25 protein-coding genes are annotated in these 26,391 nt (G+C 65.8%); 13 read left to right on the plus strand and 12 right to left on the minus strand.

Annotated elements, in window-relative coordinates; genetic code table 11:
• The first annotated feature begins 6 nt into the window (after positions 1 to 6).
• Positions 7 to 483 carry a group I truncated hemoglobin gene (locus ACT531_RS08690; protein WP_476017164.1) on the plus strand — a complete coding sequence of 159 codons (477 nt, stop codon included), beginning with the start codon at positions 7 to 9 and terminating at the stop codon, positions 481 to 483.
• Between the two features lie 79 nt (positions 484 to 562).
• Positions 563 to 1,252: a cupredoxin domain-containing protein gene (locus tag ACT531_RS08695; RefSeq protein WP_476017165.1), complete on the plus strand. Its 690-nt coding sequence runs from the start codon at positions 563 to 565 to the stop codon at positions 1,250 to 1,252.
• A 133-nt stretch (positions 1,253 to 1,385) separates the two neighbouring features.
• Here the strand turns inward: ACT531_RS08695 and ACT531_RS08700 are convergent, their stop codons facing one another.
• The 8 genes from ACT531_RS08700 to ACT531_RS08735 all read right to left on the minus strand — a co-directional run bounded on the left by ACT531_RS08700 (position 1,386) and on the right by ACT531_RS08735 (position 9,350).
• Positions 1,386 to 2,369, minus strand: coding sequence for a c-type cytochrome (locus ACT531_RS08700; protein ID WP_476017166.1), 984 nt, complete (start codon positions 2,367 to 2,369; stop codon positions 1,386 to 1,388).
• A gap of 215 nt (positions 2,370 to 2,584) precedes the next feature.
• Positions 2,585 to 3,655 (minus strand): ABC transporter substrate-binding protein, encoded by a 1,071-nt coding sequence (locus tag ACT531_RS08705; RefSeq protein ID WP_110959411.1) that lies wholly within the window; start codon positions 3,653 to 3,655, stop codon positions 2,585 to 2,587.
• A gap of 50 nt (positions 3,656 to 3,705) precedes the next feature.
• Entirely contained in the window at positions 3,706 to 4,866 is a 1,161-nt protein-coding gene (locus ACT531_RS08710; protein WP_476017167.1) for an NAD(P)/FAD-dependent oxidoreductase, read from the minus strand.
• Complete coding sequence (locus ACT531_RS08715) at positions 4,863 to 6,263, minus strand: FAD/NAD(P)-dependent oxidoreductase (RefSeq protein ID WP_476017168.1); 1,401 nt, start codon at positions 6,261 to 6,263, stop codon at positions 4,863 to 4,865. The genes ACT531_RS08710 and ACT531_RS08715 overlap by 4 nt, the downstream gene beginning before the upstream one ends.
• Complete coding sequence (locus ACT531_RS08720; protein ID WP_476017169.1) at positions 6,260 to 6,556, minus strand: (2Fe-2S)-binding protein; 297 nt, start codon at positions 6,554 to 6,556, stop codon at positions 6,260 to 6,262. Before ACT531_RS08720 ends, ACT531_RS08715 begins: the two co-directional genes overlap by 4 nt.
• A 15-nt stretch (positions 6,557 to 6,571) precedes the next feature.
• On the minus strand, positions 6,572 to 7,366 hold the full coding sequence (locus tag ACT531_RS08725; RefSeq protein WP_476017331.1) for an ABC transporter permease: 795 nt from the start codon (positions 7,364 to 7,366) through the stop codon (positions 6,572 to 6,574).
• Positions 7,367 to 7,371: 5 nt separating this feature from the next.
• Positions 7,372 to 8,244, minus strand: a complete 873-nt coding sequence (locus tag ACT531_RS08730; protein ID WP_476017170.1) for an ABC transporter permease — start codon at positions 8,242 to 8,244, stop codon at positions 7,372 to 7,374.
• A complete protein-coding gene (locus tag ACT531_RS08735; protein WP_476017171.1) occupies positions 8,241 to 9,350 on the minus strand; it encodes an ABC transporter ATP-binding protein in 1,110 nt (369 codons plus the stop codon). The genes ACT531_RS08730 and ACT531_RS08735 overlap by 4 nt, the downstream gene beginning before the upstream one ends.
• Positions 9,351 to 9,635: 285 nt before the next feature.
• On the opposite strand from ACT531_RS08735, the gene ACT531_RS08740 reads away from it, so the two are divergent.
• A complete protein-coding gene (locus tag ACT531_RS08740; RefSeq protein ID WP_110959404.1) occupies positions 9,636 to 10,490 on the plus strand; it encodes an IclR family transcriptional regulator in 855 nt (284 codons plus the stop codon).
• Positions 10,491 to 10,506: 16 nt separating this feature from the next.
• On the opposite strand, the gene ACT531_RS08745 is transcribed toward ACT531_RS08740, so the two are convergent.
• Positions 10,507 to 11,196: a DUF4336 domain-containing protein gene (locus ACT531_RS08745; RefSeq protein ID WP_476017172.1), complete on the minus strand. Its 690-nt coding sequence runs from the start codon at positions 11,194 to 11,196 to the stop codon at positions 10,507 to 10,509.
• A 320-nt stretch (positions 11,197 to 11,516) separates the two neighbouring features.
• Between ACT531_RS08745 and ACT531_RS08750 the strand changes: the two genes are divergently transcribed.
• Positions 11,517 to 11,936, plus strand: coding sequence for an ankyrin repeat domain-containing protein (locus ACT531_RS08750; protein ID WP_476017173.1), 420 nt, complete (start codon positions 11,517 to 11,519; stop codon positions 11,934 to 11,936).
• 168 nt (positions 11,937 to 12,104) lie between these two features.
• On the opposite strand, the gene ACT531_RS08755 is transcribed toward ACT531_RS08750, so the two are convergent.
• The gene (locus tag ACT531_RS08755) at positions 12,105 to 13,016 is read right to left on the minus strand and encodes a LysR family transcriptional regulator (protein WP_200954258.1); all 912 of its coding nucleotides are present in this window, start codon (positions 13,014 to 13,016) and stop codon (positions 12,105 to 12,107) included.
• Positions 13,017 to 13,272: 256 nt separating this feature from the next.
• Here ACT531_RS08755 and amaB point away from each other — a divergent pair, with 256 nt between their 5' ends.
• The 5 genes from amaB to ACT531_RS08780 all read left to right on the plus strand — a co-directional run bounded on the left by amaB (position 13,273) and on the right by ACT531_RS08780 (position 19,965).
• On the plus strand, positions 13,273 to 14,820 hold the full coding sequence (gene amaB / locus ACT531_RS08760) for an L-piperidine-6-carboxylate dehydrogenase (RefSeq protein ID WP_476017174.1): 1,548 nt from the start codon (positions 13,273 to 13,275) through the stop codon (positions 14,818 to 14,820).
• A 23-nt stretch (positions 14,821 to 14,843) separates the two neighbouring features.
• Positions 14,844 to 16,040 carry an NAD(P)/FAD-dependent oxidoreductase gene (locus tag ACT531_RS08765; protein ID WP_476017175.1) on the plus strand — a complete coding sequence of 399 codons (1,197 nt, stop codon included), beginning with the start codon at positions 14,844 to 14,846 and terminating at the stop codon, positions 16,038 to 16,040.
• Positions 16,041 to 16,115: 75 nt separating this feature from the next.
• Complete coding sequence (locus ACT531_RS08770) at positions 16,116 to 17,033, plus strand: amino acid ABC transporter substrate-binding protein (protein WP_209817198.1); 918 nt, start codon at positions 16,116 to 16,118, stop codon at positions 17,031 to 17,033.
• Complete coding sequence (locus ACT531_RS08775) at positions 17,030 to 18,256, plus strand: pyridoxal phosphate-dependent aminotransferase (RefSeq protein WP_209817197.1); 1,227 nt, start codon at positions 17,030 to 17,032, stop codon at positions 18,254 to 18,256. The genes ACT531_RS08770 and ACT531_RS08775 overlap by 4 nt, the downstream gene beginning before the upstream one ends.
• Positions 18,257 to 18,279: 23 nt before the next feature.
• A complete protein-coding gene (locus ACT531_RS08780; RefSeq protein WP_476017176.1) occupies positions 18,280 to 19,965 on the plus strand; it encodes a thiamine pyrophosphate-binding protein in 1,686 nt (561 codons plus the stop codon).
• A gap of 31 nt (positions 19,966 to 19,996) precedes the next feature.
• Here the strand turns inward: ACT531_RS08780 and ACT531_RS08785 are convergent, their stop codons facing one another.
• Positions 19,997 to 20,878, minus strand: a complete 882-nt coding sequence (locus tag ACT531_RS08785; RefSeq protein WP_476017177.1) for a LysR family transcriptional regulator — start codon at positions 20,876 to 20,878, stop codon at positions 19,997 to 19,999.
• 135 nt (positions 20,879 to 21,013) lie between these two features.
• Here ACT531_RS08785 and ACT531_RS08790 point away from each other — a divergent pair, with 135 nt between their 5' ends.
• From ACT531_RS08790 to ACT531_RS08805, 4 genes are all read left to right on the plus strand, one after another.
• On the plus strand, positions 21,014 to 21,961 hold the full coding sequence (locus ACT531_RS08790; protein ID WP_476017178.1) for a DMT family transporter: 948 nt from the start codon (positions 21,014 to 21,016) through the stop codon (positions 21,959 to 21,961).
• A gap of 135 nt (positions 21,962 to 22,096) precedes the next feature.
• On the plus strand, positions 22,097 to 23,314 hold the full coding sequence (locus ACT531_RS08795; protein WP_476017332.1) for a Y-family DNA polymerase: 1,218 nt from the start codon (positions 22,097 to 22,099) through the stop codon (positions 23,312 to 23,314).
• Positions 23,315 to 23,501: 187 nt separating this feature from the next.
• Complete coding sequence (locus ACT531_RS08800; protein WP_422849069.1) at positions 23,502 to 25,061, plus strand: methyl-accepting chemotaxis protein; 1,560 nt, start codon at positions 23,502 to 23,504, stop codon at positions 25,059 to 25,061.
• Between the two features lie 93 nt (positions 25,062 to 25,154).
• Complete coding sequence (locus ACT531_RS08805) at positions 25,155 to 25,421, plus strand: hypothetical protein (protein ID WP_056061307.1); 267 nt, start codon at positions 25,155 to 25,157, stop codon at positions 25,419 to 25,421.
• A 32-nt stretch (positions 25,422 to 25,453) separates the two neighbouring features.
• On the opposite strand, the gene queF is transcribed toward ACT531_RS08805, so the two are convergent.
• Entirely contained in the window at positions 25,454 to 26,299 is an 846-nt protein-coding gene (queF, locus tag ACT531_RS08810) for an NADPH-dependent 7-cyano-7-deazaguanine reductase QueF (RefSeq protein ID WP_476017179.1), read from the minus strand.
• Positions 26,300 to 26,391: the final 92 nt, after the last annotated feature.

A 26,391-nucleotide genomic window follows, 5' to 3' on the forward strand; every position in this document is an offset into this window, starting at 1 on the left:
ATTGTCATGACGCACTCCAAAACCCTCATCGCCCTGGCCATCTCCCTCGGCAACTTGCTTGCTGCCCCGGCCTTTGCGCAGACCGCTGCGGCTCCGCTAGCGACCACTGCCGCCCCAGCAGCCCCTGCAGGCCTGTACCAGGCCCTGGGCGAAAAGCCGGGCATCACCCGCCTGGTGGACGATTTTGTGAACCGCGTGGTCAAGGACCCGCGCATTGGCGGCCACTTCAAGGACACCAAACCAGCCGCCCTCAAGGAGAGCCTGACCGACCAGTTCTGCCAGCTGAGCGGTGGCCCTTGCAAATATGAGGGCGCTGACATGAAATCGGCCCATGCCGACATGGACATCAACAAGGGCCACTTCAACGCCCTGGTGGAGGTGCTGCAAAGCGCCATGGACGCCCAGGGCATACCGTTCGCTCAACAGAACCGCCTGCTGGCCTTGTTGGCGCCCATGCACCGTGATGTGATCACCAAACACTAAGACGATGAAAAATGCTATTTTTTTCATAGCTGCTAGCGCAATATTCACTAGCGCTTGGGCCGGAAATGTCCAAATCCAGGTGCTGGACCGCGACGGCAAGCCCGTGCCTGACGCCGTGGTGGTGGTGTACCCCAGCGCCACCACCGCTGCGGCCCCCAGCCTGCTGCAGCCCAGTCCCACCATCGAGCAGGAGCGCATGCGGTTTGTGCCTGCCGTCACGGTGGTCATGCCGGGTTCCACGGTGCGCTTTACCAACCAGGACCGCTGGGACCACCATGTACGCGGCAACCCCACGGGGGCGGCCGCTACGGCAGCACCGGCTGCGGCCAGTTCCAACTTCGAGCTGCGCCTGGCGGGCAAGGCCGATGGCAAGCCTGCCAACTTTGCCGACGTGAAGCTGGATACGCCCGGCGTGGTGCTGCTGGGCTGCCACCTGCACGGCTCCATGCGCGGCCATGTGTTTGTGACCGATTCGGCCTGGACACTCAAGACCGACAACGATGGCATTGCCCGATTTGCCAGCGTGCCGGATGGCGCCGCACAGGTGCGCGTGTGGCACGCCGAGCAACTGGTGGACCTGCCGCGCAAGGCGCTGAATGTGGTGCCCGGCCCGGTGCTGGATACCGTGCAGCTCAGCGTGGTGCCACGGGTGCGCCGCGCACCACCGGCTGCGCCCGCCGGCCCTACCAACAGCCCCGGTGGGCCCATGGGGTCGTACAGCCAGGCGCCCGTCTCGCCTCCCCAGGCACATCAGCACCCGGGCAGCTGACACGCCACCACAGCGGGTGGTCCAAAGGGGGCGGGTCAGCAGGGCAGCGATTTTTGGGGGCGCGGTCCTTCGCCCGCCTTTCGTCCGAGTGTCTGCGGGCGTCCCCCTGCGGGGCCGTCCACAGGCTCTCAGGTCAACCTGGCAGCTTGAGCCCGCCCGGTCCGGAGGGCACGGTGTTGGCACTGCTCTTTTGGCTGCCGGCCGTTGCACTGCCCACGTCTTGCTTCACGCTGCCAGGGGGCGCGTTCAGGTACAGGTACAGCGCTTGTGCATCCACGTCGCTGAGTTGCCCGAGCGACTCAAAGGGCATCACCTGGATGGGTGTGCCGTCAGGCCGCTTGCCTGTGCGCAGCATGGCCACAAAGCTTGCGGCGTTGGGGTAGCGCGCCAGGGCGCTGTCGGCACTGTGTGTGCCAGGGCGGATGTCTGCTGCCGCAGGCCAGTCAGGCGGGCCGCCGGGGATTTTGCCGCCCGACAGGTCGGCACCATGGCAGCCGATGCACATGTTGGCCACATACTGACCATTGGCCAGCGTCACTCCGGCAGCCGTCGGCCGCGAGGGGGCCAGCTGGTGGTCAATGCGCGAGGCCGCGTCGGGAATCGCACCCAGCCCATACAGCACCCAGGCAGGGTGCGGCAGATCGACCACGGCCTGCGTGCCCTCCTTGGGGGGGAACTGGCGCACATACGACACCAGGGCGTTCAGGTCTTCGTTGGTGAAGCGGTTGTAGTCCTCGCTGGGCATGATCAGCACCGGGCGGCCGTTGGGCTTGACGCCATGGCGGATCACGCTGTTCCAGTCCTCGGGCTGGTAGCGCGCCACCACGCCAGCCGGCGTGATGTTGGGCCCCACGATGCGCGTGCCCTTGCCATCGTTGACGAACTCACGGCCCGTGCCTTGTGCGCCATGGCAGTCGGTGCAGCCGCGCGATGCATACAGATAGCGCCCACGTTCGATGGTCTGCGCATCGGTGGTATAGGCCACGGGGCGGGGTTTGATGTCGATGTAGCGGTTGCGTTTTTGCTCGGCCAGGTACAGACCGCTGGCGGCGGTGGCGACAACGATCACGCCCAGCAGCAGCGCGCTGCCAGCGGTCCATTTGATCCAGCGTTTCATGGTGGTATCCCTCTTCTTCGAATGTGGGCGGACTGGCTGAAAGGATCAGCGTGTCCAGGCGCCGGATTCTGAAGTCGAAGCAGGGGTTTGTGACACCCCACCACCGCAGGGGACAGCGGGGCCGGTGACATTTGTCACAAACGGCCCGCCGGTGTGAGCAGGTGTAGCCCGCTCACACGCTCGCCACGTTCTCTCAACGCTCTTTCAACGTCCTGTCAGCGCTCGATGGTTTTGTTCCAGCGTGCATTCCAGGCGGGGCGGTTCGCGTTCACGCTGTCCCAGTCCAGGGTCACGGCGTTTTTCATCCACTGGCTGATCTGTGCGACCTGGGCGGCACCTTCACCCACGGCCGGGGCCTTGGGGTTGGTAGGGATCTGCGCGCCAAACTGCAGCACGTTGGCTTGGGCCAGCGGGCTCAGCAGAAACTCGGCCAGCTTTTGGGCCAGCTCGGGCTCGCTGTTCTTGGCGATCACGCACTGGCCAGTCATCAGCACCACTGAGCCCTCCTTGGGCTGCGCGTATTCCACCGGAATGCCCTTGGCCTTGAGGGCCGCAACACTGGTCGGCGTGAGCGGGAAGATCGCGGCTTCACCCGTCTGCACCATCTCTGAAATCTTGGCCGAGCTGGGGATGTACTCCAGCACGTTCGGGCCAATCGTCTTAGCCCAGTTGGTAAAGCCTGGCTCCACGTTCTTGTCGTTACCGCCCTGGATGCGGTTGAACATCAAGAAGCCGTGCAGCCCGAACGACGACGACGGCATGGACTGGAACACCACCTTTCCCTTGTACTTGGGGTCGGCAAAGTCCATCCACGACGTGGGCGCGGCCCAGCCCTTTTCGGCAAACATCTTGGTGTTGTAGGCAATGCCAGTCATGCCCAGGCTCACGCCGCTGGCCAGGTCGTCCTTGAAGCGGGCGGCGGGGTACAGGTCGTTCAGGTTCTGGTTGGGCTTTTGCTTCTCGCACAGGCCCATGCCCATGGCGCGCACCATGATGCCGTCGTCCAGAAACATCACATGCATCTGCGGCTTGTCCTTGTTGGCCTGCGCCTTGGCCAGGATGTCCGAGGACGTGCCGGGCACCACCACCACCTTCACGCCATGCAGCTTTTCAAACGCCGGGAACACGTACTGCGTGTACGCCTTCTCCATGGTGCCGCCGTTCATGCCGATGTACAGCGTCTTGGTCTGCGCGGTGGCGGTGCCTGCGGCGGCCATGGTGGCCAGTGCGGCGGCCGCCACAAGGGCGCGGCGGGTGCGGCTGGCAAAGCGGGGGGAGAAGGTCATGGTGGTTTCCTTTCTGGTGGGAGAGTGGGGACGGGTCGGTGGCAAACGGGTCACTGGGCAGTCGCAGTGCTGGCCACTTCAGCCACTGCTTTGGGAACAAATCGCTCAATTGCAAACGCATCAATCGGCGTGGTGCTGCGGCCATCGCGTGCCAGCTCGGCCAGCACCTCGCCCACACCGGGGCCAATCTGAAAGCCTGCACCGGCAAAGCCAAAGCCATGGATCAGGCCGGGCGTGGTGTGGCTCTTGCCCAGCACCGGCTGGCGGTCAGGCAGATAGCCTTCGGTGCCGCTCCAGGTGCGAATGAAGTGCGCATTCTTGAGGGCGGGCAGCAGCTCCACCGCCTGCACTGCCAGGGTAGCGATGGCGCTGCGCTCGGAGCGGGCGCGGTCGGCATCCAGCGCCACACCTGCGCCGCCGCCCAGCACCAGATTGCCGCGCGCCACCTGTCGGCAGTAGATGCCGCCGCCTTCCACACCCAGGCTCCAGTGCATGAAGAAGGGCAGGGGCTCGGTCACCGCCATGGCGGGGTGGCCGGAGTGAATGGGCACGGCCTCGCCAAACTGCGCGGCCAGCGCACCGGCCCAGGCACCAGCGCAGTTGATGAGCACGGGCGCACGCACCGCCACGGTGGTGCCGGAGCGCACGGTAAACAGCTGCCCGTCGTGCTCCACCGAGGTCATTGGTGTGCGCTCCAGAATCTGCGCACCCGCACGCCGCGCAGCCAGGGCAAAGGCGGGTGACACCAAGCGCGGGTTGGCTTGCCCGTCATCGGGGCACAGCGAGCCACCCACGGCGCGCCCGCCCAGCCAAGGGCAGCGCTCGCGCAGCGTGGCGCCCGAGATGAGCTGGATGCCCAGGTCGAAGTCTCGGCTCAGGTTGGCATAGGCTTCCAGCGAAGCCATGTCCGCCTCACTGCGTCCGATCTTGAAGTGCCCGCTGCGCTGGTATTCGCCATCGGTGTCAATCAGCGCGGGCAGGTTGGCCCACACCTGGTGGGCGCGCTGCGCCAGGGGCAATTGGCTCACAGGCCGGCCCTGGCGGCGCACGCCGCCGTAGTTCACGCCGCTGGAGCGGGAGCCGCACAGATCGCGCTCCAGCAGCACCACGCTCACGCCCTTGCGGCGCAGGGCCAGCGCGGCGGACGCACCCATGATGCCGCCGCCCACAATGGCAACGTCGGTGTCAATGGTTCGGGTAGTCGTGGTCATTCGGCAGCCTCCGCCTGGGCTTGCAGGTGGATGGGGATGGGCTTGATCGGCGCCTGTCCGCGCAGCCGTCCTACCGTGTCAATCGGCTTGCCTGTGGCGTGGGCCAGGATTTCTGCCGCGGCCACACCGCACATGCGGCCTTGGCAGCGGCCCATGCCCACGCGGGTCAGGGCCTTCAGGCGGTTCAGTTCGTCGGCCCCAGCATCGTGGGCGCAGGCGCGCAGCTCGCCTGCCGTGATGTTCTCGCAGCGGCACACCACCAGCGCATCGGGGGCTTGCGTTGCCCAATCTGTGGGGAAGGGGAAGGCGCGCTCCAGCCCTTGGCGGAACGGCATCAGATTTGTCAGCTTGCGTTCCAGCTCCGCGGCGCGTGCTGCATCCACCTTCACGCCATGGTCGGCCAGCAGCGCCAGTGCGGCGCGCTCGCCCGCCCACTCGGCTGCATCGGCACCCATGATGCCCGCGCCATCGCCCGCCAGGTACACACCGGCCATGCTGGTGCGGCCTGCGCTGTCGCGCTCAGGCAGGTGCGCGCGGTGCATGGGTGCCCAGGCAAAGCGGCAGCCCAGCAGGTCGGCCAGCTGGGTTTCGGACCGCAGGGCGTAGCCAAAGCCCACGGCATCGCAGGGCACGGTGTGCTCGGTTTTCCCATCGCTCCACACCACGGCGTTCACCCGCATATCGCCCTCTATGCTGCCTTCCACGCGCACCGGCCGCACGCCGGTGTGCACGGCCACGCCCTGCGTACGCAGCCAAGCCACGTAGTACAGGCCCTTGCCCAGCACGGCGGGCTGGGTGAGCATGCCGGGCAGTGCGGCCAACTGGTCGGCAAAGCGGGCGGTGTCCAGCACTGCGGCTACCTTGGTGCCCGCCTTGGCATATTGGTAGGCCACCAAATACAGCAGCGGCCCAGTGCCCATCAGCACTACGTTGCGGCCAATGGTGCAGCCCTGGAACTTGAGCGCCACCTGGGCGCCGCCCAGCGTGTACACGCCGGGCAGCGTCCAGCCGGGCACGGGCAGTACCCGGTCGGTAGCACCGCTGGCCACGATGAGCTGGCCGTAGGGCACCGTGCGCGTGGTCTGCGTGGGGCCATGCAGCACGTCCAGGAGGCCACCCTGGGCGTTCCACACCAGGCTGTTGGGTTGGTAGTCGATGTGCGCACTCAAGCTGTCAAAGGTGCTGTGCAGCGCGTTAGCGCGTGCTGCTTCGGTTCCGTATAGTGTTTGTGCGCTGCGGGCAAATTGGGCGGGTGGTCGGCGGTAGATTTGTCCGCCGCTGCGCGCGGCCTCGTCGATCACCACGGGCCGCACGCCATGCGCCACCAGGGTGTGCGCGGCGCGGATGCCCGCAGGGCCTGCGCCCACGATCACGGGTTGCAAGGTGGGTGCGGTCATGCGGGAGCTCCGGTGGTCAGCTGCATGCCTGCCTGGATGAAGGTGGCGCAAGACCGCAGCCGTTCGCCCGTGGCGGTTTGCACCCAGCAGTCCTGGCACGCACCCATCAGGCAAAAGCCTGCGCGGGGTTCGTGGCCGAACTCGTTGCGTCGCAACTGGGCCCGGTGGGTGAGGATGGCCGTCAGCACCGTGTCGCCTTCAAGCGCAGTGGCAGGCTCGCCATCGAGCAGGAAGGGCACAGGCGCGCGGTCTTTTTCGGCCACGCGGTGGAGCAGGGCTGTGTTCACAGTCATGGAATTCGTGCCCATTTATTTCTTGCCTACGAGCACACGGTCCAGGCCGTACACGCGGTCAAGAATCACCATCGCGCAAGCCGTCAGACCCACCATCAGCGCCGACACCGCCGCCATCAGCGGGTCAATCGATTCGGTGGCGTACATGTACATGCGCACCGGTAGGGTCACCGTGCTGGGCGAGGTGACAAAGATGGACATGGTCACTTCGTCAAAGCTGTTGATGAAGGCCAGCATCCAGCCACCTGTGACGCCCGGCAGGATCATCGGCAGCGTGATGCGCGTGAATACGGTGGCCTGGCTGGCGCCCAGCGACAGGGCGGCATGCTCGGCACTGCGGTCAAACCCCACCAGCGCGGCCACCACCAGCCGCAGCGTGTAGGGCGTAACGATGAGCGCATGCGCAAACACCAGCCAGCCAAAGCTGCCTGTGCCGCCCAGCAGCGCAAACAGGCGCAGCAGGGCCACGCCCAGCACCAGGTGCGGAATGATCAGTGGCGAGAGGAACAAGCCATTCAAAAAGCCGCGCCCCGCAAATTCGTAGCGCGTGATGGCAATGCCCGCAGGCACGGCCAGCACCGTGGCCAGCGTGGCAGAGGCCAGCGCCAGCCACAGGCTGTTCCAGAACGACTGCACAAAGTCCGGGTGCTCGAACACCGCTTTGAACCAGCGCAGCGAAAGCTCGGTGGTGGGCAGCGTCAGCGTGTTGTGCGGCGTGAACGCCACGATGCACACCACCAGCAAGGGGGCGAGCATGAAGGTGATGACCAGCGCGTTGAACGCGAGGGCGAGAGGGCCGTTCTTTTGCATCGTGCTCACCCGAGAGATTTCTTGTAGCGGCCTTCAACCAATCGGTTGTAGCTCAGCATGACCACCAGGTTGGCCACCAGCAGCGTCAGCGCAATCGCCGCGCCCAGGGGCCAGTTCAGCTCGTGCAGGTACTCGTCGTACACCACCGTGGCCACCATCTTCAGCCGCCGCCCGCCCAACAGGCCGGGAATGGCGAACGAGCTGGCCGCCAGGCCAAACACGATCAGGCTGCCCGACAAAATGCCTGGCAGCACCTGCGGCAACACAATGCGCCGCAGCGTGGTGAAGGGGCTTGCCTGCAGCGACAGGGCCGCGTTTTCAACGCCCGGGTCGAGCTTTTGCAGCGAGGTCCACACGGGGATCACCATGAAGGGCAGCATCACATGCACCAGGGCAATGACCACCGCGATCTCGGTGTAGAGCATCTTCACGGGTCCAAAACCCAGCAGCCCGAACAGCCCATTCACCAAACCCTCCGGCCCCAGCAGCATGCTCCAGCCAAAGGCGCGCACCACCACCGACACCAGCAGCGGCGCCAGCACCATCAGCAGCAAGATGGAGCGCCACGGGTTGCCCATGCGGCTCAGGATGTAGGCCTCGGGCGCTCCAACGACCACGCAGATCAGCGTGACCAGGCCCGCGATCCAGAACGTGCGCCAAAAAATGGAGTAGTAGTACGAATCGGTGAACACATGGGCGTAGTGCTCCAGCGTGAACTCGCCCGCCTTCACCCCCGTGGTCGGGTCGAACGCGTTGAACGACAGCACGGCGGTGAGTGCCAACGGCACCAGCAACAACACCGTGAACAACAGCAGCGCCGGGCCGGACAGCCACCAGGGCGCGGCCTTTTTGTGCAGCAAGGTGGTGGCCAGGCTCATGGCGCCACCTCGGCGGCAGCGTCTTCGGCTTCCAGCTCGGCCAGTGCGGTTTCATCGGCGGGCAGCAGGCGCATGCAGTGGTCGGGCCAGTCCACGCCCGTGCGCTCGCCTTCGGCCAGCGCGGCGCGGCCGTCATTGGGCACCAGCACCATCAGGTCGCCCACGGGGGTGCCCACGCGGTACAGCCACTGGCTGCCCAAAAAGAAGCGCTCGCACACCTGGCCGTCCATCCGGCCTTGCACGGCGGGCACCAGTTGCACCTTTTCAGGCCGCACGCTCAGCAGCACGGCGGCGCCGGGGCGGTAGCGGGCGCCGCCCACCTCCATCGTCAGGGCCCCCACCTTCACCTGCGTGTGCGTGCCGCTCGCGTAGGCGACCTGGCCCGGCAGCAGGTTCGCCTTGCCCACAAAGGTGGAGATGAAGCGCGTACGCGGGTGCTCGTACACGCGGTGCGGGTGGTCGATTTGTGTGGCGCGGCCGGCCTCCATCACCACCACGCGGTCGCTGATGGACATGGCCTCGCTCTGGTCGTGCGTGACCATGATGGTGGTGGTGCCCACCTTGCGCTGAATTTGCCGCAGTTCAAACTGCATCTCCTCGCGCAGCTTGGCGTCAAGGTTGGACAGAGGCTCGTCCAGCAGCAGCACGGGCGGCTCGATCACCAGCGCGCGGGCCAGGGCCACCCGCTGGCGCTGGCCGCCCGACAGCTCCCGAGGGTAGCGCGTGGCGTGCTTTTCCAGGTGCACCAGGGCCAGGGCCTGGGACACGCGCTCGGCGCGCTCGGCCTTGGGCACCTTGCGCATTTCCAGCCCAAAGCTCACGTTGGCCGCCACCGTCATGTGCGGGAAGAGGGCATAGCTCTGGAACACGATGCCCAGGCCGCGCGTGTTGGCCTTGGCGTGGGTGATGTCCTTGCCGTCCAGCTCGATGCGCCCGCTGGTCACGGCCTCAAACCCCGCCACCATCTGCAGCGTGGTCGTCTTGCCGCAGCCCGAGGGGCCCAACAGCGACACAAATTCACCCTTTTGCACCGTGAGGTTCATGGCCTGCACCGCGCAGGTGCTGCCATAGAACTTGGTCACATCCGTGAGCTTGAGAAACGACATGGCGAAAGCCTTTCCGGTGGTGGCGCCGCACGGGTTACCTGGGGGCGGTGCGTGCCACCTGCTGTGGAGTTGCAGGGATGGGCTGCGGACCTTTGAGGTGTTTGCACCGGGGTGGTGCAAGCGCCACACAAAGAATGGAACAGCCGCTTGATTCGGTGGAATCTATTGCAATAAACAAACCAGAATGCTTCGGGTATTCCATTAATCAGAATTTTTATTGAATTTATTCCGTTGAATGAAATATGATGCCTTCAGTTTGTTCAACGAATTCCACAGGAGCGAGGTATGGAAGCCGCATCCACCGCCACCGGCGGCGTACCCCGGGTGTTTGCCGTCATCCGGGCCCTGTCGGCCGTGCAGGCCGAGGGCGGGCGAGTCACCCAATTGGCGCGTGCCGTGGGCCTCACACAGGCCACCACGCACCGTTTGCTGCAATCGCTGGTGGCAGAAGGCATGGTCGAGCAGGATGAGCGCAGCAAGCTCTACCGCCTGAGCATGGATTTCTTCGCCTTGGCGGCGAAGGCTGGCAACCCCGGCGACCTGCGCAGCCTGTGCCGCCCCGCGCTGCTGCGCCTGTGCGCCAGCCTGGGTGACAGCATCTTTTTATTGGTGCGCAGTGGGTTTGACGCCGTGTGCCTGGACCGCAGCGAGGGCCCGTTCCCCATCCGCTCGTTCACCGGCGACATCGGCGGTCGCGTGGCCCTGGGTGTGGGGCAGGGCGCGCTGGCCATCCTGGCCTTTTTGCCCGAGGCAGAGCGCGAAGAGGTCATCCGCTTCAACCTGTCGCGCGTGCGGGAGTACGGCGTGTTTGACGAGGTCTACCTGCGCACCGAAATCGAGCGCGTGCGCCAGTTGGGCTATGCGGGCCGCAATACCGGGTTGCTGGAAGGCATGGCTGGCGTGGCCGTGCCCATCCTCGACCGCGAAGGGCGCGCAGTGGCAGCGCTGAGCGTGGGCACCATTTCTGCGCGGCTCAATGACGACCGGCTGCCCACGGTGGTGGAGCTGCTCAAGCGCGAAGCTCTGGCGGTGGGGCCCAAGATCAATCCGTTTGATGTGACGCTGCGGCGGCCAGCACAAAGCCTGTCGAGCGTTCGCCCCGATCAGGCCATTCAGCCTGCGGGACAGGAACAGAAATAGGCGGCTGGCGGTCCGGTCAGCAGCGCACGGCGAATGCTTTTTTGACCTGTGCGTGGGCATGGTCGTCCAGCACCTGGTTGTGGGCCGTCACGACCCGCTCAAAGGGCCAGCGCAGCACGCGCTCTGCGCTGCGGGCTGCGGCACGACGGTCACGCACCAGCGCGCGCACCGTGAGCGGAACCGCCAGTTGGCGCCGCACCCCGGTCAGCGTGGCATAGGCACGCGTGGACCAAGGCAGGTCCCCCGCCATCCACTGCAGAAGGTCTGTCACGATGAGCGTGGCCGAAGGGCGGTGGAACCATACCGACTCATTGCCTGCAGGAATGCCCTCAAAAGCCAAATGCTCCAGGTCTGGCAGCCATTCGGGCACATCGCCTGAGGGCAGATCGTGCAGCCTGGCTGCCAGGTCTGGCCGCTTCTGAGCCAGGCCCTTGGGGCCATACACCCTGGCGTTCGGGAAGGTCTGGGCGCAAGGCGCCAGAAACAGGTGGTGCATCTTGTTCGGCGCCACGATGAAAGCCACCGTGCCAAGTGCCTGCAGCTGCTCCAGCAGGGCACTCCCTGGGGGCATTGGAATCGGTGAGTGGACCAGAAGCTGCTCTCCTGGCAGTCGCACCACCGTCATGCGCGTGGTGATGGGAAGTCCGTTGGCCTTGAAAGCGTGGGTGGCGTGCCAGAGATGGGTGGCGAGGGATTCAAGTTGCATGGCGCCGGAGGATGCCCTGGCGCTGGGGGCAGCGTCTTGAACGAATTCGACATGGAACAGAGTTTTGCCGCGTGGTTGGGCGCTTTGGAGCGCATCAATTTCCAAAGCAGATACGGGCCACGTAGCTGCTTCTTCGAACGCTATAGTTCGCTGGGTTGAAATTCCGGGGTGCCATGGGATCTTGGCCTTCGCCATGCGCGCAACGCTTCACATCTGCAAACCCGGGTCGTCAGTCATTTCCAGGAGGTATCGATGTCCAGCGTCTTCAGAACGGCCCCTTCCATCCTCGATGGTTCTGCAATGCAAGTGACGGAGAGGCAATGACGCGCAAAAGTCCGAAGAAGAACGAACGCTCTGGCGTGGATCGCATGGGGCGAACAGAACTTCACTACGCGGCTCTGGAGGCTGACTTGTCGAAGGTGAAAGAACTTCTGTTGGCCAGTGCGGACCCCAATGCGTCGGATGACAATGGCTTGACCCCACTGCACTTCGCTGCACAGTCCAACAGCTACGCCGTCAGTGAGGCGCTGATATTGGCGGGAGCGAGCGTGGACTCTGTTGATGCCAATGGAAATACACCGCTTTCAGATGCTGTGTTCCATTCGGACGGCAGCGGCGATTTGATCAAGTTGTTGCTTCGCTCTGGGGCTGACAGAAACAAAGAGAACAACTACGGTATCTCTCCTTTGGAGCTTGCGAAGTCTATTGACAATTTTGACCTGGTGCAGTTTTTTTACTAGCCTTCAAGCATCGTCAGGCATCGTCAGGCATCGTCAGGCATCGTCAGGCATCGTCAGGCATCGTCAGGCATCGTCAGGCACTTGGGTCATCCCTAGGCAGCACATGCTCCCTGCGCACCTCCTCAAGCGCTTGAGCACAGGTGCCCTTCTGCTTCAGCGGTGAGCGTTTCACCCCTGCCTCTGCCCCGCGCATTCCCCCACCACCCAATCCCTGAACGCCTTCACTAGCGGCGTCTGCGCCCGCGCCTCCGGGTACACGAGGTAGTACGCATCGGTACTCGTCAGCACTTGGTCTGACAGCTCCACCAGGCTCCCTGCCGCCAGCTCCTGCTCGATCAAGAAGCGCGGCAGCAGCGCCGCCCCCAGGTGCGACACGGCAGCCTGCGCAATCATGGCGAAGTGTTCAGACTGGGGGCCGCGCAGGGCCAGGGCTGTGGGGGCGCCCACCAGCTCGAACCATTCGGCCCATTGGGTGGGGCGGGTGCTTTGCTGCAGCAGCACCACGCGCGTGAGGTCTTGCGGTGTGTGAATGTTGTGGCGGTCGCGGTAGGTGGGGCTGCACACGGGCACGGTTTCTTCGTGCATCAGGTATTCGCACACGGCGCCCGCCCAGTGCGGGGTGCCGAAGTGGATGGCGGCGTCGAACGGCGTGCCCGCAAAGTCAAACGGCTCGGTGCGGGCCGAGAAGTTGACCATGGCCTCGGGGTGCAGCGCCATGAAGCCGCCCAGGCGCGGGATGAGCCAGCGCGTGCCCAGCGTGGGTAGCACGGCCAGGTTGAGCAGGCCGTCGGTGCTGGAGAACGCCATGGCTTTCTGCGTGCTGGCCGACAACTGCTGCAGCACGTTTTGCACATCGGCCGCATAGACGCGGCCCGCGTCGGTCAGCACCACGCGCTGGCGCACGCGGTGGAAGAGGGCGGTGCCTATCTGCTCTTCCAGCTGGCGGATCTGGCGCGACACGGCGCTTTGGGTGAGGTGCAGCTCCTCGGCCGCGCGCGACACGCTCTGGTGGCGGGCTGCCGCCTCAAAGGCCAGCAGGTCGGCGGTGGAGGGCAGGAAGGCACGGCGCAGCAGGGTCATGGTGGCAAATGGGGTCAATCATGCGCAGGGGGAATGAGCGGCTCTGTCACGTTGTGCATGGTTTTGGGGCGTAGCGCTAGTACATCAAGCGTCGGCAGCTCTGCTATTTTCAGGCACTTCATGCTGATTTGTGATCAAGTAGTTCCATTTTTTTGCTATCCAGCACGGCGTGATTGGCGGATATTGGCGCATTCATTGCGTGTGTTCTTCCACGCTGTTGCCATCTCTCTGCCTCCACTCACCTTTGCGAGTCGCCATGTCTGCCACCCCTGCCGTCACCCCTGTTGTCACACCGCTCTTGTCTGAAGTCGATCCACTGCTGCAACGCCTGGGCGTGCCCCGCGCTGCCTACACCGGCGGCACGCTGGCGGCCCGTTCGCCCATCACGGGCGAGGTGCTGGCCCAGGTGCCGCAACAAAGCCCGGCCGATGCCACGGCCGCCATCGGCCGCGCGCATGCCGCATTCGCCGCGTGGCGCAATGTGCCCGCACCACGCCGGGGCGAGCTGGTGCGCCTGCTGGGCGAAGAACTGCGCGCCGCCAAGGCAGACCTGGGCCTGCTGGTGACCATCGAGGCGGGCAAGATCCCGTCCGAAGGCCTGGGCGAGGTGCAGGAAATGATCGACATCTGCGACTTTGCCGTGGGCCTGTCGCGCCAGCTGTACGGCCTGACCATCGCCACCGAGCGCCCCGGCCACCGCATGATGGAAACCTGGCACCCGCTGGGCGTGTGCGGCGTGATCTCGGCCTTCAACTTCCCGGTGGCCGTGTGGTCGTGGAACGCCGCGCTGGCACTGGTGTGCGGTGATTCGGTGGTGTGGAAACCGTCGGAAAAGACCCCGCTCACCGCCCTGGCCACGCACGCGATTGCACAGCGTGCCATTGCACGCTTTGGCAGCGACGCGCCCGAAGGCCTGCTGGAGCTGATCGTGGGCCAACGCGACATTGGCGAAGTACTGGTGGATGACGCCCGCGTGCCCGTGCTGTCGGCCACGGGCTCCACCGCCATGGGCCGCGCCGTGGGCCCGCGCCTGGCAGCGCGTTTTGCGCGCGGCATTCTGGAGCTGGGCGGCAACAACGCGGCCATCGTGGCGCCCACGGCCGACCTGAACCTGGCCCTGCGCGGCATTGCGTTTGCCGCCATGGGCACGGCGGGCCAGCGCTGCACCACGCTGCGCCGCCTGTTTGTGCACGAGAGCATTTACGACCAGCTGGTGCCCCAGCTTGCCAAGGTGTACGCCAACGTGCAGGTGGGCGACCCGCGCACCGCTGGCACGCTGGTGGGCCCGCTGATCGACCGCATGGCTTTTGACGGCATGCAAAAGGCGCTGGAGCTAAGCCGTGCGCTGGGTGCCACGGTGCACGGTGGTGGCCGCGTGGAAGGCGTGGGCGGTGCGGACGCGTACTACGTGCGCCCTGCGCTGGTGGAGCTGCAAAAGCACGAAGGCCCCGCGCTGCATGAAACCTTTGCTCCCATCCTGTACGTAGTGCGCTACAGCACCATTGACGACGCCATTGCCATGAACAACGCCGTGGGCGCGGGCCTGTCGTCGTCCATCTTCACGCTCAACGTGCGCGAGGCCGAGCAGTTCATGTCCGCAGCGGGCTCGGACTGCGGCATCGCCAACGTGAACATCGGCCCCAGCGGCGCCGAGATTGGCGGCGCTTTTGGCGGAGAGAAGGAAACGGGCGGTGGGCGTGAAGCGGGCTCGGACAGCTGGAAGGCCTACATGCGCCGTGCGACGAACACCATCAACTACTCCACCGCGCTGCCGCTGGCACAGGGCGTGACGTTTGACGTGTAAGCCACGCGCTGGTTGCCCCGTTCATGTTGATTGCTAAGGACTCACACCCCATCGTCATCATTGGCGGTGGTGTCATCGGCAGTGCGATTGCGTACTTCCTCACGTTGGAGCAGCCGGGCTGCGAGGTGGTGGTGGTCGAGCGCGATCCGACCTACGCGCGGGCGTCATCCGCGCTGTCGGCGAGCTCCATCCGCCAGCAGTTTTCTACCGACATCAACATCCAGATCTCGGCGTTTGGCATCGGCTTTTTGCGTAACGTGGGCCAACTGTTGGCGTGCCATGGTGATGTGCCTGACATCGGTCTGCACGAAGGCGGCTACCTGTACCTGGCCACCCAGGCGGGCGAGGCCACGCTGCGCGAGAACCATGCACTGCAGAAGCAGCACGGCGCCGATGTGGCGCTGCTGAGCCGGCAGCAACTGACCGAGCGTTTTCCGTGGCTGGCGCTGCAGGACGTGGTGCTGGGCTCGTTGGGCCTGTCGGGCGAGGGCTGGTTTGATGGCTACCTGCTGCAGACGGCTTTGCGTAAAAAGGCGCAGAGCCAGGGCGTGCGCTATGTGGCCGACGAGGCGGTGGGCCTGGATACGGCGGCCAACGATGGCGTGCTGCATGTGAACGCAGTACGCCTGCAAAGCGGCACCGTGCTGCCTTGCCGCTACGCCGTGAATGCGGGTGGCCCCTGGGCGGCCGCCATTGCGGGCTGGGCGGGCATTGATTTGCCCGTTGTGGGCAAACGCCGCACCGTCTTCAACCTGGCCAGCCCCGCAGCGCTGCCGGGCTGCCCACTGCTCATCGACACCAGCGGCATTTCGCTGCGGCCCGAGGGCAAAGGCTTTATCTGCGGCTTTGCGCCCGACGCAGTCAACGATGCCGACTTTGCCCCGCTGGAGCCGGAGTACACAGCGTTCGAGGACCACATCTGGCCCACGCTGGCCGAGCGCATCCCGGGCTTTGAGGCACTGCGCATGCAGGGCGCCTGGGCGGGCTACTACGAGATGAACACGTTCGATCACAACGCCATCGTGGGCCTGCACCCGGCGTGCGACAACCTGGTGTTTGCCAACGGCTTTTCGGGCCATGGCCTGCAGCAGTGCCCCGCCGTGGGCCGGGGCGTGGCCGAGCTGTTGCTCACGGGCAGCTACCAAAGCCTGGACCTGTCGCCGCTGTCCATTGAACGCATTGCGCGCAACGCGCCGCTGCTCGAAAAGAACGTGATTTGAGCGTCACCCGGCCGCCCGATTTCTCTCTCACCAATTCATCCACCTGCCAACCACAACACACACGGAGACAATGACATGGCAATTTCCCGCAAGACCTTCACTGCGCTCGCCGCAGGTCTGGCCCTGGCATGCATGGCCACGGCCCCCGCACAGGCGCAGACGGTCACCCAGCCCACGTTGGAGAAGATCAAAGTCAGCGGCAAGGCCGTGCTGGGCGTGCGCGAGACCTCGCCGCCCATGGCCTATGCGCTGGGCGCCAACGAAAAATACGTGGGCTACCACGTCGAGTTGTGCGAGCGTGTGCTGAAAGAAATCGCACCCGACGCCAAGCTCGAATACATGGCCGTGACGGCGCAAAACACACTGCCCTTGGTGCAGAACGGCACGTTGGATATCGGCTGCGGCCCCACCACCAACAACACCGCGCGCCAGCAGCAGGTGGCGTTTGCGGTGACCACCTACGTGAGCGAAGTGCGCATGGCGGTGCGCAAGGATTCGGACCTGAAGTCCATCAGCCAGCTCGCAGGCCGCACCATTGCCGCATCCACCGGCACCACCGCCGTGCAACTGCTGCGAAAGCAAGAGCGCGCCCTGGGCGGCGCCCCCATCAAGACCGTGCTGGGCAAGGACCACCACGAGAGCTTCCTGCTGCTGGAGACCGGCCGCGCCGATGCCTTTGTGCTCGACGACAACCTGCTGGCCGGGATGATTGCCAACTCCAAAGACCCCTCGGCCTACCGCATCGTGGGCGAGCCGCTGGGCGCCGAGCCCATTGCGCTGCTGTTCCGCAAGGACGACCCGACCTTCAAGGCTGCGGTGGACGGCGTGCTCACCAAGCTGATGCAGTCCGGCGAGATGGAAAAGATCTACACCAAGTGGTTTGTGAGCCCCATCCCGCCCAAGAACATGAGCCTTAACCTGCCGCTGGGCACCACGCTGCGCCAGCTGTTTGCGACCCCCAACGACAAGCCCCTGGAGACCTACCAGCAATGAACGCTCCCATCCCCGCCACGGCCTTCCGCGCGGCCGACCGCCTGGGCGCCATCGGCGTCTCCGAAATCGTGCGCCTGACGCAAGAGGCCAACCAGCTCAAGCGCCAGGGCCAGCCCGTGATCGTGCTGGGCCTGGGCGAGCCCGATTTCGATACGCCCGCCCACATTCTTGAAGCCGCGCAGCAGGCCATGGCGCGGGGGGAGACGCACTATACGGTGCTGGATGGCACGGCCGAACTCAAGGCCGCCATCCAGCACAAGTTCAAGCATGACAACGGGCTGGACTTTGCGCTCAACGAAATCACCGCCGGTGCAGGCGCCAAACAGATCCTCTACAACGCCCTGATGGCGTCGGTGAATCCGGGCGATGAAGTGATCCTGCCCGCGCCGTACTGGACGTCCTACGCCGACATGGTGCTGATTGCGGGCGGTGTGCCCGTGGTCGTGCCCTGCACCGAGGCCAACGGCTTTCGCATCACGCCCGAGCAGCTGGAGTCGGCCATCACGCCGCGCACGCGCTGGGTGTTCATCAACTCGCCCTCCAATCCCAGCGGCGCGGCCTACAGCGCCGAGCAGCTGCGACCGGTGCTGGAGGTGGTGGAGCGCCACCCGCAGGTGTGGCTGCTGGCGGACGACATCTACGAACATATCCTGTACGACGGCCGCGCGTTTGCCACGCCCGCCGCCGTGTTGCCCTCGCTGCGCGATCGCACGCTGACGGTGAACGGTGTCTCCAAGGCCTATGCCATGACCGGCTGGCGCCTGGGCTACGGCGCGGGTCCCAAGGCGCTGATTGCGGCCATGGCCGTGGTGCAAAGCCAGGCCACGTCGTGCCCCTCGTCCATCAGCCAGGCCGCAGCCGTGGCGGCGCTGACGGGACCGCAAGACGTGGTGCGCGAGCGCTGCCAAGCATTCCAGGACCGGCGCGATCTGGTGGTGGCTGCACTCAACGCCTCCCCCGGCCTGCGCTGCCGCGTGCCTGAGGGCGCGTTCTACACCTTCGCCAGTTGCGAAGGCGTGCTGGGCCGCACCACGCCCGGCGGCATGTTGCTGCGCACCGATGCCGACTTTTGCGCCTACCTGCTGCGCGAGCACCATGTCGCGGTGGTGCCCGGCGGGGTGCTGGGGCTGGCGCCATACTTTCGCATCTCCTACGCCGCCTCTACCGCTGATTTGCAAGAAGCCTGCGCGCGCATCCAGCGCGCCTGCCAGGCCCTGTTCTGAATTTTTGATCCGATACCGTTGATATGAATACGACCTCCCTCACCCCGCGCACCGGCGGCCAGATCCTGGTGCAGCAGCTCATCACCCATGGCGTGAAGCAGCTTTTTTGTGTGCCCGGCGAAAGCTACCTGGCGGTGCTCGATGCGCTGCACGATGCCGACATCGGCGTGACCGTGTGCCGTCAGGAGGGCGGTGCGGCCATGATGGCCGAGGCGCAGGGCAAGCTCACGGGCCAGCCCGGCATCTGTTTTGTGACACGTGGGCCGGGTGCTACCAATGCCTCGGCCGGCGTGCATATTGCGCACCAGGATTCGACGCCCATGATCCTGTTTGTGGGCCAGGTGGCCCGCAACGCCATGGGGCGTGAGGCATTTCAGGAGCTGGACTACAGCGCGGTGTTTGGCACTATGGCCAAGTGGGTGGTGCAGATTGACGACCCGGCCCGAGTGCCCGAGCTGATCTCGCGCGCCTTCCATGTCGCCACCTCGGGCCGCCCCGGCCCCGTGGTGGTGGCGCTGCCCGAAGACATGCTGACCGAAGCCGCCACCGTGGCCGATGCACTGCCCTACCAGGTGACGGAAACCCACCCTGGCGCAGCGCAGATGGCCGAGCTGGCCCAGCGTCTGCAAGCCGCCCAAAGCCCCGTGGCCATCCTGGGCGGCAGCCGCTGGTCTGAGCAAGCGGTGCGCGAGTTCACCGCGTTTGCCGAAGCGTGGTCCATCCCTGTGTACTGCTCGTTCCGCCGCCAGATGCTGTTCCCGGCCACGCACGCTTGCTACGGCGGCGACCTGGGCCTGGGCGTCAACCCCAAGCTGCTGGCACGCATCAAGGCGTCCGACCTGGTGCTGGTGGTGGGCGGCCGCTTGTCAGAGGTGCCATCGCAGAGCTACGAACTGTTCAACATTCCCACGCCTGCACAGCCGCTGGTGCACGTGCATGCCGATGCGGATGAGCTGGGCAAGCTCTACCGCCCCACACAGGCCATCCACGCCACTCCCCAGGCGTTTGCTGCGGCGCTCAATACGGTGCCCCCCACGGCCACTGTGCCGTGGAAGGCCCACACAGAAGCCGCCCATGCCGAATACTTGGCCTGGAGCGACACGGCGCCCATCCGCATCCCCGGCAACCTGCAAATGGGCCAGGTGATGCAGCACCTCAAGGAAGTGCTGCCCGCCGACACCATCTTCTGCAATGGCGCGGGCAACTTCGCCACCTGGATTCACCGCTTCTGGCCCTTCACCACCTACGCGAGTCAGCTTGCGCCCACCAGCGGATCGATGGGCTACGGCCTGCCCGCAGGCGTGGGCGGCAAGCGCCTGTGGCCGCAGCGCGAGGTGGTGATCTTTGCGGGCGATGGCGACTTTTTGATGCACGGGCAAGAGTTTGCGACCGCCGTGCAATATGGCCTGCCCATCATCGTGGTGCTGCTGGACAACGCCATGTACGGCACCATCCGCATGCACCAGGAGCGCGAGTACCCCGGCCGCATCAGCGCCACGCAGCTCAAGAACCCCGACTTCAAGGCCTACGCCCAGGCCTTTGGCGGCCATGGCGAGCGGGTGGAGCGCACCGAAGACTTTGCCCCCGCGCTGGCCCGTGCCCGCGCCAGCGGACTGCCCAGCGTGCTGCACTGCCTGATCGACCCCGAGGCGATCACGCCCACCGGCACACTGCAGGGCATTCGCAGCGCGGCGCTCTCCAAAAAGTAGGCTCCCTTTTCGTAAGCAGGCGCTGAGGCGTTCAGCCGGTCACGCGGGCGCCACCGGATTGCCGCAGGGTCTGCACCAGCAGATTCTGCAGGCTGTCCACCGCCTTGGAGCCGCGCGATGCGCGGCTGCGATACACGGCCACCTCCATGGGGGCCAGCGGCCCCAGGCCGTGCTCGGTGCCGAGTACCTGCAACTGCGGTGGCACGCTGCAGTGGGTGAGGGCGGCCACGGCCAGGCCGCTTTCCACCGCTGCAATTTGTCCGGCCAGGCTGGAGCTGTGATAGACCACCTTGTAGCGGCGCCCCTGCTGCGCCAGCGCGTGGATGGCGCCGCGCCGCGCCAGGCTGGCCGATTCGTACACCGCAATGGGCAGCGGGTCGCGCCTCCACAACTCGAACTGCGCAGACCCCACCCACACCATGGGCTCATGGAACAGCAACGTGCCCCGGCGTGCGTGGTCGCGCGAGATCAGGGCCAGGTCCAGGTCGCCACTGGCCACGCGCGGGATGAGGGCGGTGGACTGCTCGCAGTCCAGTTCAATCTCCACCGCGCTGTGCCGGGGGGCAAAGCGTTTGAGCACGGGCGTCAGGTAGCGCGCCGCATAGTCATCCGGCACCCCCAGCAGCACCCGGCCTGTGAGGGCGTCGCCGTTCAGGGCATCGTGCGCTTCTGCATGCAGCTCCAGAATGCGGCGGGCGTAGCCCAGCAGGGTTTCACCCTCGGGTGTGAGGTGCTGCTTGCGGGCGTCGCGTTCCAGCAGTCGGTGGCCTACGGCGTCTTCCAGCTTCTTGAGCTGCATGCTGACCGCCGACTGGGACCGGTGCACCTCGGCCGCCGCGCCAGAGAGCGAGCCTGCATCCACCACCGCCACCAGGCATTGGAGCCAGTCGAATTGCAAGTCGCGGTAGCTCATGGATTGCCCCTGTGGTGATGTATTCGAAGATCGAATGGTTGATGCATAAATTATGCGCTTTCGATTGCTGGGGCTGGCAGCCACACTGCGAGCATGCAGCAGTCTTCCTCTACCGTTTCAGGCACATCCGTCCCCGTGGTTCCCGCGTCCGCTTCCCCTGCGGGCAGCGCGCGTGGGCTGTCGTCTGCCCACCGGCTGGATGGCTGGATCGCCTTTGTGCTGGGCAACGCGCTGCTGGGCACCATCGGCGTGTTCGTGCACGAGGCGCAGGCGGCGCCATTGACGGTGACCTGGTTCCGCTGCGCTTTTGGTCTCGTGGGTCTCACGTTGTGGATGGCGTGGCGCCACCGGTCATGGTCGGGACTGTGGCGGGGGCTCTGGGTGGGCTGGGCGGCTTTGCCGTGGGTGTTGCTGCTCAGCGGGCTGATGCTGGCGAGCTGGTGGCTGTTTTTCACGGCGATCCAGCAGGTGCCTACCGGGGTGGCGGTGGTGCTGTTCCATGTGCAGCCCCTGTGGGTGTTGCTGCTGGGGGCCTGGTGGCTCAAAGAAGCCGTACCCCGGCAGCGCGTGGTGTCAGTGCTGGTCGCGATGGTGGGGCTGGTGCTGGCCACGGGCGTGGCCGGGGGGCTGACCTCCTCCGGCGCCGGGCATGCGTCTGGCTACTGGGTGGGCGTAGGCCTCTGCCTGGTCGGTGCGCTGTGCACAGCCACCGTCACCGTGGTTGCCAAGCGCCTGGGGGCGCTGCCGGTAGGCGCGCTGGCGTGGTGGCAATGCGCGCTGGGTGCGGCCGTGCTGTGGGTGGCCCCCGTGGGACAAGGCTGGCCCGCCTGGGGCGCCCCATGGGCATGGCTGGCCGGGCTGGGGCTGATCCACACGGGCCTGGCATACACCTTGATGTACGCAGGCATGGCCCGGCTGGCGACGGCCCGGGTGGCGGTGCTGCAGTTTGCCTACCCGACGGTCGCCATTGTGGTGGACTGGGTGTACTTTCAGCACACCTTGGGCGCATGGCAGATGGCCGGTGTGGTGCTGATGCTGGGGGCCATAGCGGCAGGGGAGCGTAGCGCGCGGCGTAATCGCTAATGCACCGCCTGCGCAGGGATGGCTCCGCCCCGCACAATATCGGGTGTGACCGCCACCGAGTTCGATTCTTCTGAGACCCAAACCCCTGCGCAGGCTGCCTCTTCGGGCAAGCGGCGCCGCATCGCGCACCTGGACATGGACGCTTTTTTTGCGTCCGTCGAGCTGCTGCGCTACCCGCAGCTCAAGGGCCTGCCCGTGGTGATTGGCGGCGGCAGGCGCAAGGTGGACGAGCTGCTGCTGCGCGGCCCGGACGGCACCGCAGAGCGCGAGCGGCGCTTCATCCCGGTGGAGGACTTTCCGCTGCTCAAGGACTATGTGGGCCGGGGTGTGATCACCACGGCCACCTACCCGGCGCGGCAGTTCGGCGTGGGCTCGGCCATGGGCATGATGAAGGCCGCCAAGCTGTGCCCTCAGGCCATCGTGCTGCCGGTGGATTTTGAAGAGGTGCGACGCTTTTCTCGCCTGTTCAAGAGCACCATCACCGAGATCGCACCGGTGATGCAGGACCGGGGGGTGGACGAGGTCTACATCGACTTCACCGACGTGCCGGGAGGCCAGCGCGAAGGCGGGCGGGTGCTGGCGCGGCTCATCCAGAAAAGTATCTTTGAAAGGACCGGGCTGACCTGCTCGATTGGCGTGGCGCCCAACCGGCTGCTGGCCAAGATGGCCAGCGAGTTCAACAAGCCCAACGGCATCTCCATCGTTTACGAGGAAGACCTGCAGAGCAAGATCTGGCCCCTGAATGTGCGCAAGATCAACGGCATCGGCCCCAAGGCCGGCGAGAAGCTGGCGGGGTTGGGCATCGAGACCATCGGGCAGCTGGCCGCGCAGGATGAGCAATGGCTGATGGGCCACTTTGGCAAGTCCACTGGCGCATGGATGCACCGCGTGGCCTGGGGCCGCGACGACAGCCCGGTGGTGACCGAGAGCGAGCCCGTGAGCATGAGCCGCGAGACCACCTTTGACCGCGACCTGCACGCGGTGCGCGACCGGGCCGAGCTGGGCGCGATCTTTACCGACCTGTGCATGCGCGTGGCCGAGGACCTGCAGCGCAAGGGCTATGTGGCGCGCACCATCGGAATCAAGCTGCGCTACGACGACTTCAAGATCGCGACGCGCGACCACACCGCCCACAGCTACACGGCCGACGGGGCCACCATCCGGCAGCTGGCCGGGCAGTGCCTCAAGCGCGTCCCGCTGGACAAGCGCCTGCGGCTGCTGGGCGTACGTGCCAGCACGCTGGTGCGGCGCGGCGAGGAGCCCGTGCCCGAAGCGCAGGCCCGTGGGGCTGCTGCGAGCGGGCGACGCAGACCGCAGCCAGGTGTGGACAGGGACACAGTGCAGCTCTTTTGACGCCACAGGAGTAGGGCTGGGGTGTTTGCGCCTCGGGAGGGTTGTGCAGGCCATCCCTCATTCGGCACCTTTTGGGGGCAAATCGGGGGAGTGAGCAGTTAGACTTGATTCGTATCAAGCGGTTACACGAACGTCTAACAAAACACCGCGCTGCCTGCCCCTGCCGCAGGCCTTCCAGGAGCCTCGAATGCGCATTAACCTGCCAGTGACCCAGCAGAATTTTGACTACCCCGGTGATGAGCTGCTGGTGTCCAGCACCAACACCAAGGGCGAGATCACGCACTGCAACCCGGCGTTTGTGCGCGTCAGTGGCTACAGCTACGACGAACTCATCGGCCAGCCGCACAACATCATTCGCCACCCGGACATGCCGCCCGAGGCCTACAAGGACATGTGGCGCACCATTGGCCGGGGCGAGCCCTGGACAGGTCTGGTGAAAAACCGGCGCAAGAACGGCGACCACTACTGGGTGCGCGCCAACGTCACTCCCATCATGGAAGGCGGCAAGCCACGCGCTTACATGTCGGTGCGCACCAAGCCCAGCGCGGCAGAAATTTCTGCCGCCGAAGCCCTGTATGCCCAGATGCGCAGCGAGGCGGCGTCGGGCGCGAGCAGCTTTTACCTGGACTCGGGCAACGTGCGCTATCGCGGGGTTCGCGGCTGGCAGCAGCGCCTGGCGCAGATGGCCTTGCTGCCCCGCATGGCGCTGTTGCTGGCGGTGATGGTGCTGCTGGCCTTGTTGCCCGACGTGATGGGCCTGCAGGGCACTACCGCCTGGGTGGCCCGCCTAGCGCTGCTGGTGCTGGGGGCGGGGTGGACGCTGTGGCGCTTTCAGGCCACCGTGCTGCAAGGGGTGCACGACGCCACCCGCTTCGCATCCGACATCTCGGCCTGCAACCTTGCCACGTCGGTGGGCACCGACTACCCCCAACCCCTGGGTGCGCTGATGCAGCGCTTGCAACAGACCCAGGTCAACCTGCGCGCCGTGGTGGGCGACGTGCGCACCGAGGTGCGCAATTTCATCGAATCGGCCGACGAAATCGCACGCGGCGGCATGGACCTGTCGGCCCGTACCGAGTCGCAGGCCAGCAGCCTGGAAGAAACCGCCGCGGCCATGGAGCAACTGGCCAGCACGGTGCTGCAGACGTCGGAGACAGCGGCCAAGGTGTCGCACGAGAGCGCACAGAGCAGCGACATCGCCACGCGCGGCGGCCAGGCGGTGCAGGAGGTGGGGGCGGCCATGCAGCAGATGAAGCTGTCGTCCACCAAGATCAGCGAGATCGTGGGCGTGATCGAGGGCATTGCCTTCCAGACCAATCTGCTGGCGCTCAACGCCGCCGTGGAGGCGGCCCGTGCAGGCGAACAGGGCCGGGGCTTTGCGGTGGTGGCGGGCGAGGTGCGGGCATTGGCGCAACGCAGTGCCAGCTCGGCCAAGGAGATCAGCGGTCTGATCGGCGTCACGGTGAACCAGATTGCCAGCGGCGCGCAGCAGATGGACCATGCCGGTACCACCATCGAAGGCGTGGTCCATGCGGTGGAACGCGTGAGCACGCTGGTCCAGCAGATCAGCAGCGCCACCAAGGAGCAGTCGCAGGGCATTGCCCAGGTCAACGAGGCCGTGACCCAGCTTGACACCGTGACGCAGCAGAACGCCGCGCTGGTGGAGGAGTCGGCTGCCGCCGCCCAGGGCCTCAAGGAGAGCGCGGTGTCGCTGGGCCGCTCGGTGGATGTGTTCCGGCTGGGGTGAGCGGCGCTGCAACGAGCCGCCCGCAGCCATTCGTATCTTGACGAATTCTTACTCGTAACTTACAGTGATTTTCCCGTTTTCCGGGAGATCACCATGACCCTCGACGAGCTGCAGCGCATCAAGCAGTGGCATGTGGCACACAAGGCCGACCACCCGCTCGAATACCACCTGTGGGACCTGGTGCTGACGGTCTGGATGCTGGGCTGGGTGGGCTGGTTTCCCATCTGCGCGTTTGGCGAGCCTTGCGCCGCGCCGGTCTGCCTGATCGGCATTTTTGTCCCCAGCCTGTACGTTGCCTGGCGCACCCGCGCGCACCTGCGCCACACCCTGCGGTGCGACTGGATTGACGCGCGCAACTGACGGACGCGGTCGGTTGACGGGGATGGTCAGGCCTACTGGCGCGCCGTGCGCACGTTGCGCGGCAGGGCTTGCGGGTGGCTGGTGCGCAGGGGGTTGATGTCCAGCCCGCCACGGCGCGTGTAGCGCGCGTACACCGTGAGCTTGATGGGTTTGCAGCGTGTCCACACGTCCATGAAGATGCGCTCCACGCACTGCTCGTGGAATTCGTTGTGGTTGCGAAAGCTCACCAGGTACTGCAGCAGGCCTTCCTGGTTGATCTGCGGGCCGCTGTAGCTGATCTGCACGCTGCCCCAGTCGGGCTGGCCGGTCACCAGGCAGTTGCTCTTCAGCAGGTTGCTGGTGAGGGTCTCGGTCACGGGCGCTTCGTTGAATGTGGCCGTCAGCAGGTCGGGCGCGGGCTGGTAGCGCGTGCATTCCACGTCCAGCCGGTCCAGGCTCAGGCCGTCCAGCTCGTGCACGGGCTCCTGGTCGAACAGTTCGGGCGCGATGAGCTTCACGCCCACGGTGGCGGGGTGCTCGGCGCCACGCCACACGGCCTCGCTGATGTCGGTGCGGATGCGGGCCTGCACCTCGGCCGCATCGGCAAAACGCGTGTTGTTGAAGCTGTTGAGATACAGCTTGAACGACTTGCTTTCAACGATGTTGGGCGTCTCGCACGGCACCGTGATGTGCGCCAGCGCCACCTGCGGTTTGCCACGCTGGTTCAGCCATGACAGCTCGAATGCCGTCCACAGGTCGGCCCCGAAGAAGGGGGCCGCGCCGGTGATGCCGATCTCGGCCCGCTTGCCCGCGCGCGGGATGGGGAACAACAGCGAGGCGTCGTACTGGTCTATATAGGCCGAGGCCTTGCCAAGCTGGGATTGTTCTGGCGTGTTCATGGCCTGGTCTTTCGGGTGTATGGGTTCCAAGGGGGACGTGTTTTGCTACTGTTTTTGTAGCTGCTGGCGCATATTCGACTACCGCATGCCGG

The organism is Acidovorax sp. DMC1 (assembly GCF_056314325.1).

Coding starts and splice junctions, on each gene's coding strand:
- ACT531_RS08690 (WP_476017164.1), top strand. CDS start 7: ATGACGCACTCCAAAACCCTCATCGCCCTGGCCATCTCCCTCGGCAAC.
- ACT531_RS08700 (WP_476017166.1), bottom strand. CDS start 2,369: ATGAAACGCTGGATCAAATGGACCGCTGGCAGCGCGCTGCTGCTGGGC.
- ACT531_RS08705 (WP_110959411.1), bottom strand. CDS start 3,655: ATGACCTTCTCCCCCCGCTTTGCCAGCCGCACCCGCCGCGCCCTTGTG.
- ACT531_RS08710 (WP_476017167.1), bottom strand. CDS start 4,866: ATGACCACGACTACCCGAACCATTGACACCGACGTTGCCATTGTGGGC.
- ACT531_RS08715 (WP_476017168.1), bottom strand. CDS start 6,263: ATGACCGCACCCACCTTGCAACCCGTGATCGTGGGCGCAGGCCCTGCG.
- ACT531_RS08720 (WP_476017169.1), bottom strand. CDS start 6,556: ATGACTGTGAACACAGCCCTGCTCCACCGCGTGGCCGAAAAAGACCGC.
- ACT531_RS08725 (WP_476017331.1), bottom strand. CDS start 7,366: ATGCAAAAGAACGGCCCTCTCGCCCTCGCGTTCAACGCGCTGGTCATC.
- ACT531_RS08730 (WP_476017170.1), bottom strand. CDS start 8,244: ATGAGCCTGGCCACCACCTTGCTGCACAAAAAGGCCGCGCCCTGGTGG.
- ACT531_RS08735 (WP_476017171.1), bottom strand. CDS start 9,350: ATGTCGTTTCTCAAGCTCACGGATGTGACCAAGTTCTATGGCAGCACC.
- ACT531_RS08740 (WP_110959404.1), top strand. CDS start 9,636: ATGGAAGCCGCATCCACCGCCACCGGCGGCGTACCCCGGGTGTTTGCC.
- ACT531_RS08745 (WP_476017172.1), bottom strand. CDS start 11,196: ATGCAACTTGAATCCCTCGCCACCCATCTCTGGCACGCCACCCACGCT.
- ACT531_RS08750 (WP_476017173.1), top strand. CDS start 11,517: ATGACGCGCAAAAGTCCGAAGAAGAACGAACGCTCTGGCGTGGATCGC.
- ACT531_RS08755 (WP_200954258.1), bottom strand. CDS start 13,016: ATGACCCTGCTGCGCCGTGCCTTCCTGCCCTCCACCGCCGACCTGCTG.
- amaB (WP_476017174.1), top strand. CDS start 13,273: ATGTCTGCCACCCCTGCCGTCACCCCTGTTGTCACACCGCTCTTGTCT.
- ACT531_RS08765 (WP_476017175.1), top strand. CDS start 14,844: ATGTTGATTGCTAAGGACTCACACCCCATCGTCATCATTGGCGGTGGT.
- ACT531_RS08770 (WP_209817198.1), top strand. CDS start 16,116: ATGGCAATTTCCCGCAAGACCTTCACTGCGCTCGCCGCAGGTCTGGCC.
- ACT531_RS08775 (WP_209817197.1), top strand. CDS start 17,030: ATGAACGCTCCCATCCCCGCCACGGCCTTCCGCGCGGCCGACCGCCTG.
- ACT531_RS08780 (WP_476017176.1), top strand. CDS start 18,280: ATGAATACGACCTCCCTCACCCCGCGCACCGGCGGCCAGATCCTGGTG.
- ACT531_RS08785 (WP_476017177.1), bottom strand. CDS start 20,878: ATGAGCTACCGCGACTTGCAATTCGACTGGCTCCAATGCCTGGTGGCG.
- ACT531_RS08795 (WP_476017332.1), top strand. CDS start 22,097: ATGGACGCTTTTTTTGCGTCCGTCGAGCTGCTGCGCTACCCGCAGCTC.
- ACT531_RS08800 (WP_422849069.1), top strand. CDS start 23,502: ATGCGCATTAACCTGCCAGTGACCCAGCAGAATTTTGACTACCCCGGT.
- ACT531_RS08805 (WP_056061307.1), top strand. CDS start 25,155: ATGACCCTCGACGAGCTGCAGCGCATCAAGCAGTGGCATGTGGCACAC.
- queF (WP_476017179.1), bottom strand. CDS start 26,299: ATGAACACGCCAGAACAATCCCAGCTTGGCAAGGCCTCGGCCTATATA.